General features: G+C 73.4%; 10 protein-coding genes. 6 read left to right on the top strand and 4 right to left on the bottom strand.

Features of this window, described 5'->3' with window-relative positions:
- Positions 1 to 285: 285 nt before the first annotated feature.
- Positions 286 to 1,110 carry an esterase/lipase family protein gene (locus tag ACFYNP_RS20150; RefSeq protein ID WP_388405787.1) on the bottom strand — a complete coding sequence of 275 codons (825 nt, stop codon included), beginning with the start codon at positions 1,108 to 1,110 and terminating at the stop codon, positions 286 to 288.
- Positions 1,111 to 1,488: 378 nt separating this feature from the next.
- Here ACFYNP_RS20150 and ACFYNP_RS20155 point away from each other — a divergent pair, with 378 nt between their 5' ends.
- A complete protein-coding gene (locus ACFYNP_RS20155; protein WP_189762011.1) occupies positions 1,489 to 1,902 on the top strand; it encodes a cobalamin B12-binding domain-containing protein in 414 nt (137 codons plus the stop codon).
- Positions 1,903 to 2,260: 358 nt separating this feature from the next.
- Here the strand turns inward: ACFYNP_RS20155 and ACFYNP_RS20160 are convergent, their stop codons facing one another.
- The gene (locus tag ACFYNP_RS20160) at positions 2,261 to 3,889 is read right to left on the bottom strand and encodes a DUF5691 domain-containing protein (protein WP_388786852.1); all 1,629 of its coding nucleotides are present in this window, start codon (positions 3,887 to 3,889) and stop codon (positions 2,261 to 2,263) included.
- Between the two features lie 226 nt (positions 3,890 to 4,115).
- Positions 4,116 to 5,468, bottom strand: coding sequence for an SWIM zinc finger domain-containing protein (locus tag ACFYNP_RS20165; RefSeq protein WP_388786855.1), 1,353 nt, complete (start codon positions 5,466 to 5,468; stop codon positions 4,116 to 4,118).
- A gap of 138 nt (positions 5,469 to 5,606) precedes the next feature.
- Here ACFYNP_RS20165 and ACFYNP_RS20170 point away from each other — a divergent pair, with 138 nt between their 5' ends.
- The 5 genes from ACFYNP_RS20170 (at position 5,607) to sucD (ending at position 12,650) form a co-directional block, all read left to right on the top strand.
- Entirely contained in the window at positions 5,607 to 6,743 is a 1,137-nt protein-coding gene (locus tag ACFYNP_RS20170) for an AAA family ATPase (protein ID WP_388786858.1), read from the top strand.
- On the top strand, positions 6,740 to 9,169 hold the full coding sequence (locus ACFYNP_RS20175; RefSeq protein WP_388786861.1) for a DUF5682 family protein: 2,430 nt from the start codon (positions 6,740 to 6,742) through the stop codon (positions 9,167 to 9,169). The genes ACFYNP_RS20170 and ACFYNP_RS20175 overlap by 4 nt, the downstream gene beginning before the upstream one ends.
- The gene (locus ACFYNP_RS20180; protein WP_388405801.1) at positions 9,166 to 10,332 is read left to right on the top strand and encodes a VWA domain-containing protein; all 1,167 of its coding nucleotides are present in this window, start codon (positions 9,166 to 9,168) and stop codon (positions 10,330 to 10,332) included. The genes ACFYNP_RS20175 and ACFYNP_RS20180 overlap by 4 nt, the downstream gene beginning before the upstream one ends.
- Positions 10,333 to 10,564: 232 nt before the next feature.
- Entirely contained in the window at positions 10,565 to 11,743 is a 1,179-nt protein-coding gene (gene sucC / locus ACFYNP_RS20185; protein WP_100578200.1) for an ADP-forming succinate--CoA ligase subunit beta, read from the top strand.
- Positions 11,744 to 11,765: 22 nt separating this feature from the next.
- A complete protein-coding gene (gene sucD, locus ACFYNP_RS20190; protein ID WP_388405804.1) occupies positions 11,766 to 12,650 on the top strand; it encodes a succinate--CoA ligase subunit alpha in 885 nt (294 codons plus the stop codon).
- A 107-nt stretch (positions 12,651 to 12,757) separates the two neighbouring features.
- Here the strand turns inward: sucD and ACFYNP_RS20195 are convergent, their stop codons facing one another.
- Positions 12,758 to 14,188, bottom strand: coding sequence for a helix-turn-helix domain-containing protein (locus ACFYNP_RS20195; protein ID WP_388786864.1), 1,431 nt, complete (start codon positions 14,186 to 14,188; stop codon positions 12,758 to 12,760).
- Positions 14,189 to 14,332: the final 144 nt, after the last annotated feature.

Consider the following 14,332-nt stretch of genomic DNA (forward strand, 5'->3'; position numbering starts at 1 on the left):
TCGCCTTTCGGCGGGCTGTGTGCCGAGCCTTGGCCCTGTGTTCGGGATTCGTTCGACGGATACGGGGAAGCCCCGGGGGGTGAAATCGGGCCAGGGGGTGGGGGGTTCGCCGCGCGGGCGCGGTCGGGGCCGGTCGCCGGGCGGTCCCGGCGCGGTCGGAGTGCGGGACATGTGTGGATGACGCGCGGGTTTTCTGTTCGGCGTGCCGGGGGACGGGTGGCCCGGCGTGCGGCGGGGCGGGCCGGCGGTTCCTCCTTCGGGGTGCCGGGGGCAGGCGGCCTTCGCTCAGGCCACCGAGAACGCGTCCTGGTCGGCGGTCTCCGCGTCCCCCGAGGTCAGCGCCTGACGCACCCCGGCGGCGACGGCGGGGTGCACCGGCATGGCCAGATGTCCGATTCCCGTCACCCGGACGTTCTGGGCGAGCAGGTCCGGGTGCTCCACGCGGGCCGTCTCGACGGGAATCATCAGCGTGTCGAGATCGCTCCAGAAACTCACGAACCGGGTGCGGACGCCGGGCGCGGGCTGCCGCAGCTCCTCGACGAGGGCGGAGCCGGGGCACATCTGCCGCAGGATCGGGTGGGCGTGGGCGAGTTGGGCCGAACGCGTCCCGGAGTGCGGGGTGCCGAGCGTGACGAGCGTACGGACCCGGCGGTCGCCGCCCTGGCGCTGCACGTAGTAGCGGGCTATCAGGCCGCCCAGGCTGTGCCCGACGATGTCCACCTCGGCATGTCCGGTGCGGGCGCAGATGTCCTCGACGTGCCGGCCGAGCAGTTCGGCGGCGACCTTGATGTCGACGGTCAGCGGCGAGTAGTTGAGGGACTCGACATGCCGCCAGCCGTGCCGGGCCAGCGAACGGCGCAGCAGCACGAAGACGGAACGGTTGTCGATGAATCCGTGCAGCAGGACCACGGGCGGGTGCGAGCGGCCGGCGGTGGGCAGCTGGGGGGCGGCGCTGGCGTCGATCGCGGGGTGCTGTTCGGCGATGAGGCCCGAGGGGTAGAGCAGCAGGTGCCCGGCCAGCACCGCGAGGTCGAGGGCGGTGGCCCGGATCAGGGCCGCCGAGAGCCATGCCCGGCGCAGACACGACGGCAGAAGCGATAAGAGCTGCACGGCGGCGACCTCCCGAATGGCACACGGAAGGCCGCTCCGTCCCCCGTATGCCCTCATGGGGATCCGCCGGTGCAGGTTCCGCCCGGCCGGCCCGAAAAAAGAGGGCCGGACCACCGTGCTGCGCGGCTGGCAGCACGGTGGTGCGGCGCCTTCGTAGCGGCTCCCCTTGCGACCGTGCCCACACGGTGGCGAGGGCCCTCCGGCCGGGGCAGGGGGGCCGACTGATGCGGGTACGGTGCAAAACGAACGTGTCCCACGTGTGATTTCCCCCTCCCTCTCCACCGTGAAACGGCGGGTTGCGGGATGCTGTCGATAACGTTCGTTCACTTCCCCGGCTCTTTGGCGCGGGGTGCGCAGGCGGGACATGTGGAGGCAGTGATGGGTGTAACTGGTCCGATCCGCGTGGTGGTGGCCAAGCCGGGGCTCGACGGTCACGATCGCGGGGCCAAGGTCATCGCGCGGGCGCTGCGTGACGCCGGCATGGAGGTCATCTACACCGGGCTGCACCAGACGCCCGAGCAGATCGTCGACACCGCGATCCAGGAGGACGCCGACGCGATCGGGCTCTCCATCCTGTCCGGGGCGCACAACACCTTGTTCGCGAAGGTGCTGGAGCTCTTGAAGGAGCGGGATGCGGAGGACATCAAGGTGTTCGGTGGGGGCATCATTCCGGAGGCGGACATTCCGCCGCTGAAGGAGCTCGGGGTTGCGGAGATCTTCACTCCCGGGGCGACGACGGCGTCCATCGTGACCTGGGTCAACGCGAATGTGCGGCAGCCGGCGGGGGCGTAGGTCTCCGGGGAGCGGTGTGCCCACCGTCCCGTCCGTTGCCCGGGGTTGGCTGGTTCCGGCCCCCGGGGCTCCGCCCCGGACCCCGTTCGCGCCTCAAGGGCCAGGGGCCCCATGACGCGCTGAAACGGCCCGATGCGGGCCGGCGCCGAGGAGCCGCGGTCCACCTACAGGGGCGCGGGGGAACTGCGAGACCGGCCACGCACGGTGTGCGGACGGGACGGGACAGGACGGTGTTGGGGGCGCGGGTAACTGCGCGACCAGCCACGCCCGGTGCGAGGACAAAAGAGGGGACGGGGGTGCGGGGACCCCCGCGAGCGGGGTGTGGGTGGGCCCGGGCTCCGGAGTGGAGGGGGGCCCGCTAAGGGGACAGTTCCGTTCGCAGCGTGGCTCTCAGGCGCAGCGTGGCGACGAGGCGCTGGAAGGCCTCGGCCCAGTAACCCCCCGCCCCCGGAGAAGCCCCCTCCCGCTCCGGCGGCGTGGCCGTCAGCGCCTCCAGGCGGGGCGACTCCGCAGGGTCGAGGCAGCGCTCGGCCAGGCCCATCACCCCGCTGAAGCTCCAGGGATAGCTCCCCGCGTCCCGCGCGATCTCCAGCGCGTCCACCACCGCCCGCCCCAGCGCCCCCGCCCACGGCACCACACACACGCCGAGCAGCTGGAACGCCTCCGACAAGCCGTGTGCCGATATGAACCGGGCCACCCAGTCCGCCCGTTCGGCCGCCGTGAGGATGGACAGGAGCTTGGCCCGCTCGGCCAGCGACGCCGTGCCCGCGCCCTGGCCGGGCGGCGCCGAAGGCGCGCCGAGCAGAGCCCGCGCCCACTCCGCGTCCCGCTGCCGCACTGCCGCCCGGCACCACGCAGCGTGCAGCTCGTCGCCCCAGTCGTCGGCTACGGGCAGTGCCACGAGCTCGGGCACCGAGCGCCCGCCGAGCCGCCGCGGCCAGGTGCCGAGCGGCGTCGCCTCGACCAACTGGCCGAGCCACCAGGACCGTTCGCCCCGCCCGGCCGGAGGGCGCGGTGCGACCCCGTCCCGCTGCATCGCCGCATCGCACTCGTGCGGCGCTTCCACCGAGATCGTCGCCACCTCGCCGGTACGGTCCAGGGACACGCAGGACGCCGCACGCTCGGCCATCCGCCCTGCGAGCGCCGACCCGGGCAGCGCGGAGAGCAGCTCCGCCGCCGTCGCCCGGACATTGCGGCTGCGGTCGGCGAGCGCCTGTTCCAGGAACGGTTCGTCCGCGGCCGAGAGTCCGTCGCGCAGCGAGTCCAGGAACATCAGCCGGTCCTCGGCCCGTTCGGTCGACCAGGTCGTGGCGAGCAGCGCCCGCCCCGTATCCGCGTCGTACGCCCGCACCGATTCGAGCAGCGCCACCCGCTCGGCGAACAGGCCCTCGTCCCACAGGAGTTGGACGGCCTTGGTGTCCTCGGGCTCCGGCAGTGCCGCCCCGCCCCCCGCCCCGCGCCGGGCGAAGCGCCACTCCGGATTGAGGCGGGCCAGCCACAGCCCGCGCGGGCCCGCGAAGGCCAGCGCCTGGGGTCGCAGATCCGTACGGGCCCGGGCCGCGTCGAGCAGCGTGGGCAGCAGCTCGGCCGGTGCGCGCAGACCGCGCTCGTTGGCCAGGGCCAGCCATTGGGGAAGCAGCTCTCCCAGGTCGGGCGCGCTCCCGCGGCGGCCCCCGGCATGCGCGGGCGCCGAACGGTCGGCAAGGAGCAGCGCCAAGCGCCGCCGGGCCGCCTCGGGCAGCGCGGGCCGGTCATCCGGCGGGGCGTCCGGCGGCCGTACCCCCGCCGCCGCCGGAACGAGCCCCGCCCTGCGCCGCAGGGTCTGCGCCGCGGCGGCGTCGAGCAACTCCCCGGGCGCCCCGGCCCCCGGCCGCCGGGCGGTGCCGAGCAGCGCGGCGGTCACCAATTCCTCCCAGGCCCCCGCCTCGGCCCCAGGCCCCGCGCCGCCCGTCTCCACGCTGCTTGCCCCCCTCGTCGTGCTGGTCATCGAACCCCCTCCGTACCGCTGATGTCCCGGCCCGCCCCCGTGTGGAGCCCGTCCGCACCGCCGGCCCGGTCCTCGCCCGTCCCCGCGCGGGCCCTGCCCGTACCGCCACCGCCCCGGCCCGTCCCCGCGCGGACCCTGCCCGTACCGCCACCGTCCCGGCCCGTCCCCGCGCGGACCCCGTCGCCGCCGCCATCCGTTCCGTGCCGGCCCATCGCCCGCAGGCCGCTCACGTCAGTGCCACCGCCTCCGTCGATCCCCGCGGCCAAGCGGTCAGTGGGGTGAAGCCCCGGTGGCCGCATTCGCCGAAGACCGTCACGGGGGCGCCCCCGGACATCGCCGCCAGCTTCCACAGGGCGGGGCGTGCCGTGCTCGGTGCCACGGGTAGCGCCAAATCGCCCTCCGCGTCCGCCAGTTGCCAGTGGTCGTCGCCGTCCTTCGGTGGTGTCGGTATCGCCGCGGTCAACGTCGTCGGGTACGACTCCAGCCAGGGGTCGTCCAGGAGTGCCCGCCCGTACCGCTCGACCGCCTCGGCCGCCGTGCCGCCCGGGGGCGGGCCGTCGGGCGCGGTTCCGGTCCCGTACCGCTCACCCAGGGCAGCCCGGAGTCGCCCCGCGCCGGGGTACGGCGTCAGGTCGGCGTCGATCGTCAGGCCCACCGGCAGTGCTGTGCCGGGGGCCCGGCCCGCCGCCCCGAAGTCCAGGACCAGCGCCGAGCGGTGCGACTCCCTGCCGTACAGCCAGATGCGGCGGGTGGTCAGCTTCGCATCGGCCGTGTCGTATTGGGCGAGGACCTGCCAGCGGTCTCGTATCGCGGGGCCCTGCGGGGCGGCGGGCACCCCGACGCGGGAGCGGACCGTGGCGGCCAGCTGCTCCGGCAGGGCGGCCCGGCCGAGCCAGGCCCGGTCGAGGAGATGCAGCAGGGCGCACTCCTCCAGGAGCCGCATCGGCCAGCCCGGGCCGGAACCCGGTATCGCGCCCAACTCCCTTACCAGCGAAGCGAGTCCAGGAGCCTGTGCGTCGACCATGCGGGCGGCCGTCTCCTCCCACAGGCCGTACCCGGGGTGCTCGGCCGCCGCGATCCCGCCGCGCAGCAAGTCGGCCAGGCGCTGCTCCAACTCGGCGGCCCCCGCGGTGATCCGATCCGCCCGCTTCTCGGCCCGGCGGCGCGCCGCCTCCACGTCAACGGGCCCCGATTCGGCGCCAGTTGCGTCAGGACCGGCCTGCGTCGCGCGCGCCCGCCTTCCCTTCAGCCACTGCTCCGCCCAGTCCGGCGGCGCTCCGACGGCCGGCACCGCCTGTTCGTCCGCCGACCAGAGCAGCAGCAGCCCCACCGCGTGCTTGCACGGGAACTTCCGGCTCGGGCAACTGCACTTGTACGCCGGACCACTTGTGTCGATCACCGCCTGGTACGGCTTGCTGCCGCTGCCCTTGCACAGGCCCCACACCGCCCCCGTCCCGTCGCACCCGCTCGCCGACCACGGCCCGGCCGTGCCGAGCCTGCTTCCCGCCTTGCGTGACGCATCGTCAGGCGCCAGTGCGAGCACCTGATCCGCCGTCCAGCGCACCCCCTGCTGAGTCATGTCATCGAAGGTACGTGCGCCCACTGACAATCGCTCTGACCTGCGGAGACGGTCGGTCGAGGGGTGATTGTCAGTGGCGTGGTGCACGGTGGAGACCACAAGCCGGTCGATCGTCTCGAACGACCTGGAGGGGGAGCCATGACCATGTCCGAAATCGAGTCCGTACCCACCGAATCCCGTGCGGAGACCGCGGCGGAAGAGGCCCTGCGCCCGCATGCCGAGCAGGCTTTCGCGGACGAGCTGGCGGCGCTCGCCGCGGCGGACGACCGCCCGCGCCCGGCCCGTTGGCGGCTCTCGCCCTGGGCGGTCGCCACCTATCTCCTCGGCGGCACCCTGCCCGACGGCACCGTGATCACGCCCAAGTACGTGGGACCCCGGCGCATCGTCGAGGTCGCGGTCACCACCCTCGCCACCGACCGCGCGCTGCTCCTGCTCGGCGTCCCCGGCACCGCCAAGACCTGGGTCTCGGAGCACCTCGCGGCTGCCGTCAGCGGCGACTCCACCCTCCTGGTGCAGGGCACCGCCGGCACCCCGGAGGAAGCCATCCGCTACGGCTGGAACTACGCCCAGTTGCTGGCCAACGGCCCGAGCCGGGCCGCGCTCGTGCCCAGCCCTGTGATGCGGGCCATGGCGCAGGGCATGACCGCCCGGGTCGAGGAGCTGACGCGCATCCCGGCCGATGTGCAGGACACCCTGATCACGATCCTGTCCGAGAAGACGCTGCCCATCCCGGAGCTGGGCGCCGAGACCCAGGCCGTGCGGGGCTTCAACCTGATCGCCACCGCCAACGACCGCGACCGCGGCGTGAACGAGCTGTCCAGCGCGCTGCGCCGCCGCTTCAACACCGTGGTCCTGCCGCTGCCGGCGACCGCCGAGGCGGAGGTCGACATCGTGTCGCGCCGGGTCGACCAGCTGGGCCGCTCGCTCGACCTGCCCGCGGTGCCCGACGGCATGGCGGAGATCCATCGCGTCGTCACCGTCTTCCGTGAGCTGCGCGACGGGGTGACCACGGACGGCCGCACCAAGCTCAAATCCCCTTCGGGGACGCTCTCCACGGCCGAGGCGATCTCCGTGGTCACCGGCGGCCTCGCCCTCGCCGCGCACTTCGGCGACGGGGTGCTCAGGGCGGGTGACGTGGCCGCCGGAATCCTTGGCGCGGTGGTGCGCGACCCGGCGGCGGACCGCGTCATCTGGCAGGAGTACCTGGAGACGGTCGTCCGCGAGCGGGACGGCTGGAAGGACTTCTACCGCGCCTGCCGCGAGGTGTCCGTATGACCGCGCCGGCCGCGACGCCCGCCACCGGAGGGCCGTTGCTGCTCGGGGTGCGCCACCACGGCCCCGGTTCGGCGCGTGCGGTGCGGGCTGCGCTGGATGCCGCCCGGCCGTCGGCCGTGCTCATCGAGGGGCCGCCGGAGGGCGACGCCCTGCTGGCTCTGGCCGCCGACGAGGCCATGCGGCCACCGGTCGCGCTGCTCGCCCATGCCGTCGACGACCCGGGGCGGGCCGCGTTCTGGCCGATGGCCGAGTTCTCGCCGGAGTGGGTCGCGATCCGCTGGGCCCTGGACCATGGCGCACAGGTCCGCCTCATCGACCTGCCCGCCGCCCACGCGCTGGCCACGGGGGAGGAGCCCGCGGGGGAGGACTCCGCACAGCAGGACGCCGGGCCGCGGGTCGACCCCATCGGGGCGCTCGCCGAGGCCGCCGGGTACGACGACCCGGAGCGCTGGTGGGAGGACGTGATCGAGCACCGGGACATCGCCACGGATCCCCGGGCACCGTTCGCCGCGCTCGCCGAGGCCATGGCCGTACTGCGAGAGACGTACGGGGACGGTGGCCATCCGCGGGATCTGATCCGCGAGGCCCATATGCGGCAGCAACTGCGCGCTGCCGCCAGGGAGTTCGGGAGCGAGGTCGCCGTCGTCTGCGGTGCCTGGCATGTGCCCGCGCTCGCCGGGAAGTTCACCGTGGCCGCGGACCGCGCGCTGCTCAAGGGGCTGCCCAAGGTCAAGACCGAGCTGACCTGGGTGCCCTGGACGCACCGCCGGCTCGCCCGGCACAGCGGCTACGGCGCGGGCATCGACTCGCCGGGCTGGTACGGGCACCTGTTCGCCGCGCCCGACCGGCCGGTCGAGCGCTGGATGACCAAGGTGGCCGGGCTGCTGCGCGCGGAGGACCGCCAGATCTCGTCCGCCCATGTCATCGAGGCGGTCCGGCTCGCCGGGACGCTCGCCGCGATGCGCGGTCGCCCGCTGCCCGGTCTCGCCGAGACCACCGACGCCGTACGGGCCGTGATGTGTGAGGGCTCCGACGTCCCGCTCGGCCTGATCCAGGACCGGCTCATCGTGGGCGACGTGCTCGGGGAGGTTCCTGATGCGGCGCCCGCCGTCCCGCTCCAGCGCGATCTCGTACGGGCCCAGCGCACCCTGCGGCTCAAACCGGAGGCGTTGGAGCGGGAGTTGGAGCTCGATCTCCGCAAGGAGACCGACGCGGGGCGCAGCAGGCTGCTGCACCGGCTGAGCCTGCTCGGTATCGGCTGGGGCGAGCAGACCCGGGCCCGCTCCACCGGCACCTTCCGGGAGAACTGGCGGCTGCGCTGGGAGCCCGAGCTGTCGGTGCGGGTTGCCGAGGCCGGGGTGTGGGGCACCACCGTGCTGGGCGCCGCCACGGCGAAGGCCGAGTCGGAGGCCGCCGCCGCGAGCGCGCTCGGCACGATCACGGCGCTGGCCGAGCGCTGTCTGCTGGCCGAACTGCCGGACGCGCTGCCGGTGGTGATGCGTGCGCTCGCCGACCGGGCCGCGCTGGACACGGACGTCGCCCACCTCGCCCAGGCGCTGCCGGCCCTCGCCCGCACACTGCGCTACGGAGACGTGCGCGGCACCACGACCGCAGGTCTCGCCGAGGTCGCGGCCGGCCTGGCCGAGCGCATCTGTGTCGGCCTGCCGCCCGCCTGCGCGGCCCTGGACGCGGACGGCGCCGCCGAGATGCGCACCCATGTGGACGCCGTGCACAGCGCGATCGGGCTCCTCGCCGATCCGGCCGGGGCCGGCGCGGACGGCCTGCGCGAGCGCTGGTCCGCGGTGCTCGGCAGGCTCGCCACGCGCGAGACCGTGCCCGGGGTGCTGCGCGGCCGCGCGGTGCGGTTGCTGCTCGACGACGGCCGGATCGGGAGCGAGGACGCGGCCCGCCACATGGGCCTCGCGCTCTCGCCGGGCACCGCCCCGGCCGACGCGGCCGCCTGGATCGAGGGGTTCGTCGGCGGCGCGTCCGGCGGCGGCATGCTCCTGGTCCACGACGAGCGGCTGCGCGGCCTCGTCGACGGCTGGCTCACGAGCGTGGCTCCGGAGGCCTTCACCGACGTACTGCCGTTGCTGCGGCGGACGTTCGCCGCGTACGAGGCGGGCGTGCGGCGCACCCTGGGCGAGCTGGTGCGCCGCGGTCGCGCCGTGCGGACCGGACCCGGCGAGGCGGCCGCCCCCGGATTCGGCACCGCCCTCGACGCGGCCCGCGCCGACGCCGTACTGCCGCTGCTGGCCCTGTTGCTCGGCCCGGGCGGGCCCGGCGGCACGGGTGATCCCGCAAGCCCCGCAGACCCGAAGAAACCCGCAGACCCGAAGAGACCCGTAGACCCGAACGGAACGGACGAACTTGGCGCACCCGGCAGCCTCGACGATCCCAACGACCTTGTGGGGGTGGGCAAGTGACGACCAGCACGCGACCAAATGAGGACGAGCGCCTGCGGCGCTGGCGCCTGGTGCTCGGCGGGGAGCCCGGCGCCGAGGGGACCGGCCGCGCGCTCACCGGGCAGGACGCGGCCATGGACGGCGCACTCACCGCGCTCTACGGCGGCCGGAACGGCGCCAAGGGCGGGAGCAAGGACCGCGCGGCCGGGCTCGGGGCGTCGGCGCCGTCCGTCGCGCGCTGGCTCGGCGACATCCGTACGTACTTCCCGAGCTCCGTCGTGCAGGTCATGCAGCGTGACGCCATCGAGCGGCTCGGGCTCGCCGCGCTGCTCCTGGAGCCGGAGATGCTGGAGGCCGTCGAGGCAGACGTCCACCTGGTCGGGACGCTGCTCTCGCTGAACAAGGTGATGCCGGAGACCACCCGGGAGACCGCGCGCGCCGTGGTCCGCAAGGTCGTCGAGGACCTGGAGAAGCGGCTCGCCACCCGCACCCGGGCCACCCTCACCGGCGCCCTCGACCGCAGCACCCGCATCAGCCGGCCCCGTCACCAGGACATCGACTGGGACCGCACGATCAGGGCCAACCTCAAGAACTACCTGCCCGAGTACCGCACCGTCGTGCCCGAGCGGCTCGTCGGATACGGGCGGGCGGCGCGGGGCGTGAAGAAGGACGTCGTGCTCTGCATCGACCAGTCCGGCTCGATGGCCGCCTCCGTCGTCTACGCCTCGGTGTTCGGCGCGGTCCTCGCCTCGATGCGCTCGATCGCGACCCGCCTGGTCGTCTTCGACACCGCCGTCGTGGACCTCACCGACCAGCTCGACGACCCCGTCGACGTCCTGTTCGGCACCCAGCTCGGCGGCGGCACCGACATCAACCGGGCGCTCGCGTACTGCCAGTCGCAGATCACCCGCCCCGCCGACACCGTGGTCGTTCTGATCAGTGATCTTTACGAGGGCGGGATCCGGGCCGAGATGCTGAAGCGGGTCGCCGCGATGAAGGCGTCCGGGGTGCAGTTCGTGGCGCTGCTCGCGCTCTCCGACGAGGGCGCCCCGGCCTATGACCGCGACCATGCCGCCGCGCTCGCCGCACTGGGCGCCCCGGCCTTCGCCTGCACCCCGGACCTCTTCCCCGAGGTGATGGCCGCGGCGATCGAACGACGGCCGCTGCCGATACCCGAGGCGTGAGGGAGGTCATACGACAACGCACGCTGAGCAGGTGATCTGTGACAGGTATCACCGCCCAGGTGTGATCCCTGATTTAGGGACCTACGTCCTGCGGAGATAACCTGCGAGACGGACATGCCGCGTACTCGGACACCGTGTACGCCTCCCTCAGTGACAGCGCCGTCACGTTGCCCTTCGCGGCACGCCCAGTAGACAACGGAACCGCGATACCACTGAAAAGGGACGGACGCGCGTGGACCTGTTCGAGTACCAGGCGAGGGACCTCTTCGCCAAGCACGGTGTACCGGTGCTGGCCGGTGAAGTGATCGACACGCCTGAGGCGGCGCGCGAGGCCACTGAGCGTCTCGGCGGCAAGTCGGTCGTCAAGGCGCAGGTGAAGGTCGGCGGCCGCGGCAAGGCCGGCGGCGTGAAGCTGGCCGCCACGCCGGACGAGGCCGTCGCCCGCGCGACGGACATCCTCGGCATGGACATCAAGGGCCACACGGTCCACAAGGTGATGATCGCCGAGCTGTCCCCGGAGATCGAGGCGGAGTACTACGTCTCGTACCTCCTCGACCGCACCAACCGCACCTTCCTCGCCATGGCGTCGGTGCAGGGCGGCATGGACATCGAGGAGGTCGCGGAGAAGACCCCCGAGGCCCTCGCGAAGGTCCCGGTCAACGCCGTCGACGGTGTGGACATCGAGAAGGCCCGCGAGATCGTGGCCCAGGCGAAGTTCCCGGCCGAGGTGGCCGAGGGCGTCGCCGAGGCGATGGTGACCCTGTGGAAGACCTTCGTTGCCGAGGACGCGCTCCTCGTCGAGGTCAACCCGCTGGTGAAGACCAAGGACGGCCGCATCCTGGCCCTCGACGGCAAGGTGTCGCTGGACGAGAACGCCGAGTTCCGTCAGCCGGACCACGAGGCCCTTGAGGACAAGGCCGCGGCCAACCCCCTTGAGGCGGCCGCCAAGGCCAAGAACCTCAACTACGTGAAGCTCGACGGCGAGGTCGGCATCATCGGCAACGGCGCGGGTCTCGTCATGAGCACCCTGGACGTCGTCGCGTACGCCGGTGAGAACCACGGCGGCGTGAAGCCGGCCAACTTCCTCGACATCGGTGGCGGCGCGTCCGCCCAGGTGATGGCGAACGGCCTGGAGATCATCCTCGGTGACGCGGACGTCAAGTCCGTGTTCGTCAACGTCTTCGGTGGCATCACCGCCTGCGACGAGGTCGCCAACGGCATCATCCAGGCGCTGGCCCTGCTCGCCGAGAAGGGCGAAGAGGTCACCAAGCCGCTGGTCGTCCGTCTCGACGGCAACAACGCGGAGCTGGGTCGCAAGATCCTCAGCGACGCCAACCACCCGCTCGTGCAGCGCGTGGACACCATGGACGGCGCGGCCGACAAGGCCGCCGAGCTCGCGGCTGCGAAGTAAGGGAAGAGGTTAAGACACCACCATGGCTATCTTCCTCACCAAGGACAGCAAGGTCATCGTCCAGGGCATGACCGGCGCCACGGGCATGAAGCACACCAAGCTCATGCTGGCCGACGGCACCAACATCGTCGGTGGCGTGAACCCGCGCAAGGCCGGCCAGTCGGTCGACTTCGACGGCACCGAGGTCCCGGTCTTCGGCTCCGTCAAGGAAGCGATGGAGAAGACGGGCGCCGACGTGTCCGTCCTCTTCGTGCCGCCGGCCTTCGCCAAGGCCGCCGTCGTCGAGGCGATCGACGCGGAGATCCCCCTCGCCGTCGTCATCACCGAGGGCATCGCGGTCCACGACTCCGCCGCCTTCTGGGCGTACGCGAACGCCAAGGGCAACAAGACCCGCATCATCGGCCCGAACTGCCCGGGTCTGATCACCCCCGGCCAGTCCAACGCCGGCATCATCCCGGGCGACATCACCAAGCCGGGCCGTATCGGCTTGGTGTCGAAGTCCGGCACGCTGACGTACCAGATGATGTACGAGCTGCGCGACATCGGCTTCTCGTCCGCCGTCGGCATCGGTGGCGACCCGGTCATCGGCACCACGCACATCGACGCGCTCGCCGCGTTCGAGGCCGACCCCGACACCGACCTGATCGTGATGATCGGCGAGATCGGCGGCGACGCCGAGGAGCGTGCGGCCGACTACATCAAGGCCAACGTCACCAAGCCGGTCGTCGGCTACGTCGCGGGCTTCACCGCGCCCGAGGGCAAGACCATGGGCCACGCCGGCGCCATCGTCTCCGGCTCCTCCGGCACCGCCCAGGCGAAGAAGGAGGCCCTGGAGGCCGCCGGCGTCAAGGTCGGCAAGACGCCGACCGAGACCGCCAAGCTCGCGCGCGCCATCCTCGGCAGCTGAGCCAGGCCTCGCGGGGCTGAGCTCCACGAGTACGCGGGAAGGGCCCGCACCCCTCGGGGTGCGGGCCCTTCCCGCGTTGCCGGGCAGGCTCCCGCGCGGGCGGGCGGTCAGCGGATGTCGAGGACCAGGCGGTGCGGCCCGCGGGCCGGTTCCGTGCGCAGCTTGTCGCGCAGTTCGAGGTCCTGTCCGGTCAGCCGCTGCGGGCCGCTGTTGACGGGGACCCCGCCGACGCGTTCGCCGATCGGCACCGGACGCACATGGTGGTGCGGCACCGTCACCACGGTGAAGGCCGTCGCGCTCACGATCAGGGTCGTGAAGGCGATCGCGGCCCGGGTCCAGAACCGGCGCCGGCGCTCGCCCCCGGTGCGGACGACCGGCGCGGACGGCAGCCGGGTGACGGATGCGGGCCCGGCCTGCGCGAGCTCGGTGATGCGCTTGCGCAGGTCCGCCGAGAGGGCCTGCGGGGTCGTGGCGCGGGCCGCCGCCGCGGGCACCCGGTCGAGGATCGCGGTCCGGGCGTTCAGTACCCGGTTGGCGGCGGCCGGGGTGCTGGCCTCGGTCTCGGCCGCGGTCTCCGGCAGGTCGAGCCCGACCCCGTCGTACAGCAGCACCGTGCGGCGGTAGGCGGGCGGCAGATCGAGCAGCGCGTCCAGGAGCGCCCTGCGTTCGGGCTCGGCGGGCGGCTGGTCGGGGCGCTTGTGGGCGCGCCGGAAGCGGTGCCAGGGGGCCATGGCGTACTCGTACGCCGCCGCCCGCACCCAGCCCGCCGGATCCCGGTCGGTGGCGACCTCGGGCCAGTTCTCCCAGGCCAGGTGGAAGGCCCGCTCCACCGATTCCCGTGCGAGCCGGGTGCGTCCGGTCAGCAGATACGTCTGCCGGGCGAGATCGGGCGCGATGGCGGTGTAGAGCGTGTCGAACGCCTCCGCGGGGGAGAGCGTATGCGGCGCCGAGGCCTGCTCGGGCAGTGCCTCGGCGAGGGTGGTCGGGGGCGTGGGAGCGCTGGGCGCGGCGCCCTTGGCCGGTGTTCCGTGGGCGGCGGGTGCGACGGGCCTGAGTTCCTTGGTGGGGACCGGCACGGGCGCGGGCGCGGCGGGTTCGGGACCGGCCTTCGCCGGGTGCCCCTTCGCCCTCGGCTCGGCCTGTGCGGCGGGTGAGGTGGGTGAGGCAGGTGGGGCGGGAGCCGCCGGCTGCTCGGCCGGCTCGGCCCTTCCACCTGGTTCGGCGGCATCCGCAGGGGCCGTCTCCCGGGGCTCGGTGCGGCCGCTGTCCGGGGCGGGACCGGCAGCGCGGTCGTCCGCCGGCTCCGCCAGCTCCGCCTCGATGGTGGCGAGGAGGCGGGCGTAGGTCTGCCCCTTGCGCCCGCGCGGAGTGGTGCGGCCGGTCTCCCACGAGCGTACGGTCGCCCGCGTGACGCCGACGGCCGAAGCGACCTGCGCCTCGCTCAGGTCCTTCGCCTCGCGCAGCCGGCGCCGCTCCTTGGGAGTGGGCAGGGGGGACATGGCATCGGTGTCCTTGGTGTCGGCCGTGCTCTGTGTCATGAAGGGCTCCCAGGGCTCCCCGCGAAGGCCGTATCGGCTGGTGCACCCGGAGCGGCGCAGCGGAAGATGCCCCAGGTGAAAAAGTACATAACCGTATATTGAGCGACACATCGGGCATTGACCTGTTACGCGGAGAAAGCGCGT

The organism is Streptomyces sp. NPDC006691 (genome assembly GCF_042869955.1).
Lineage (GTDB): Bacteria > Actinomycetota > Actinomycetes > Streptomycetales > Streptomycetaceae > Streptomyces.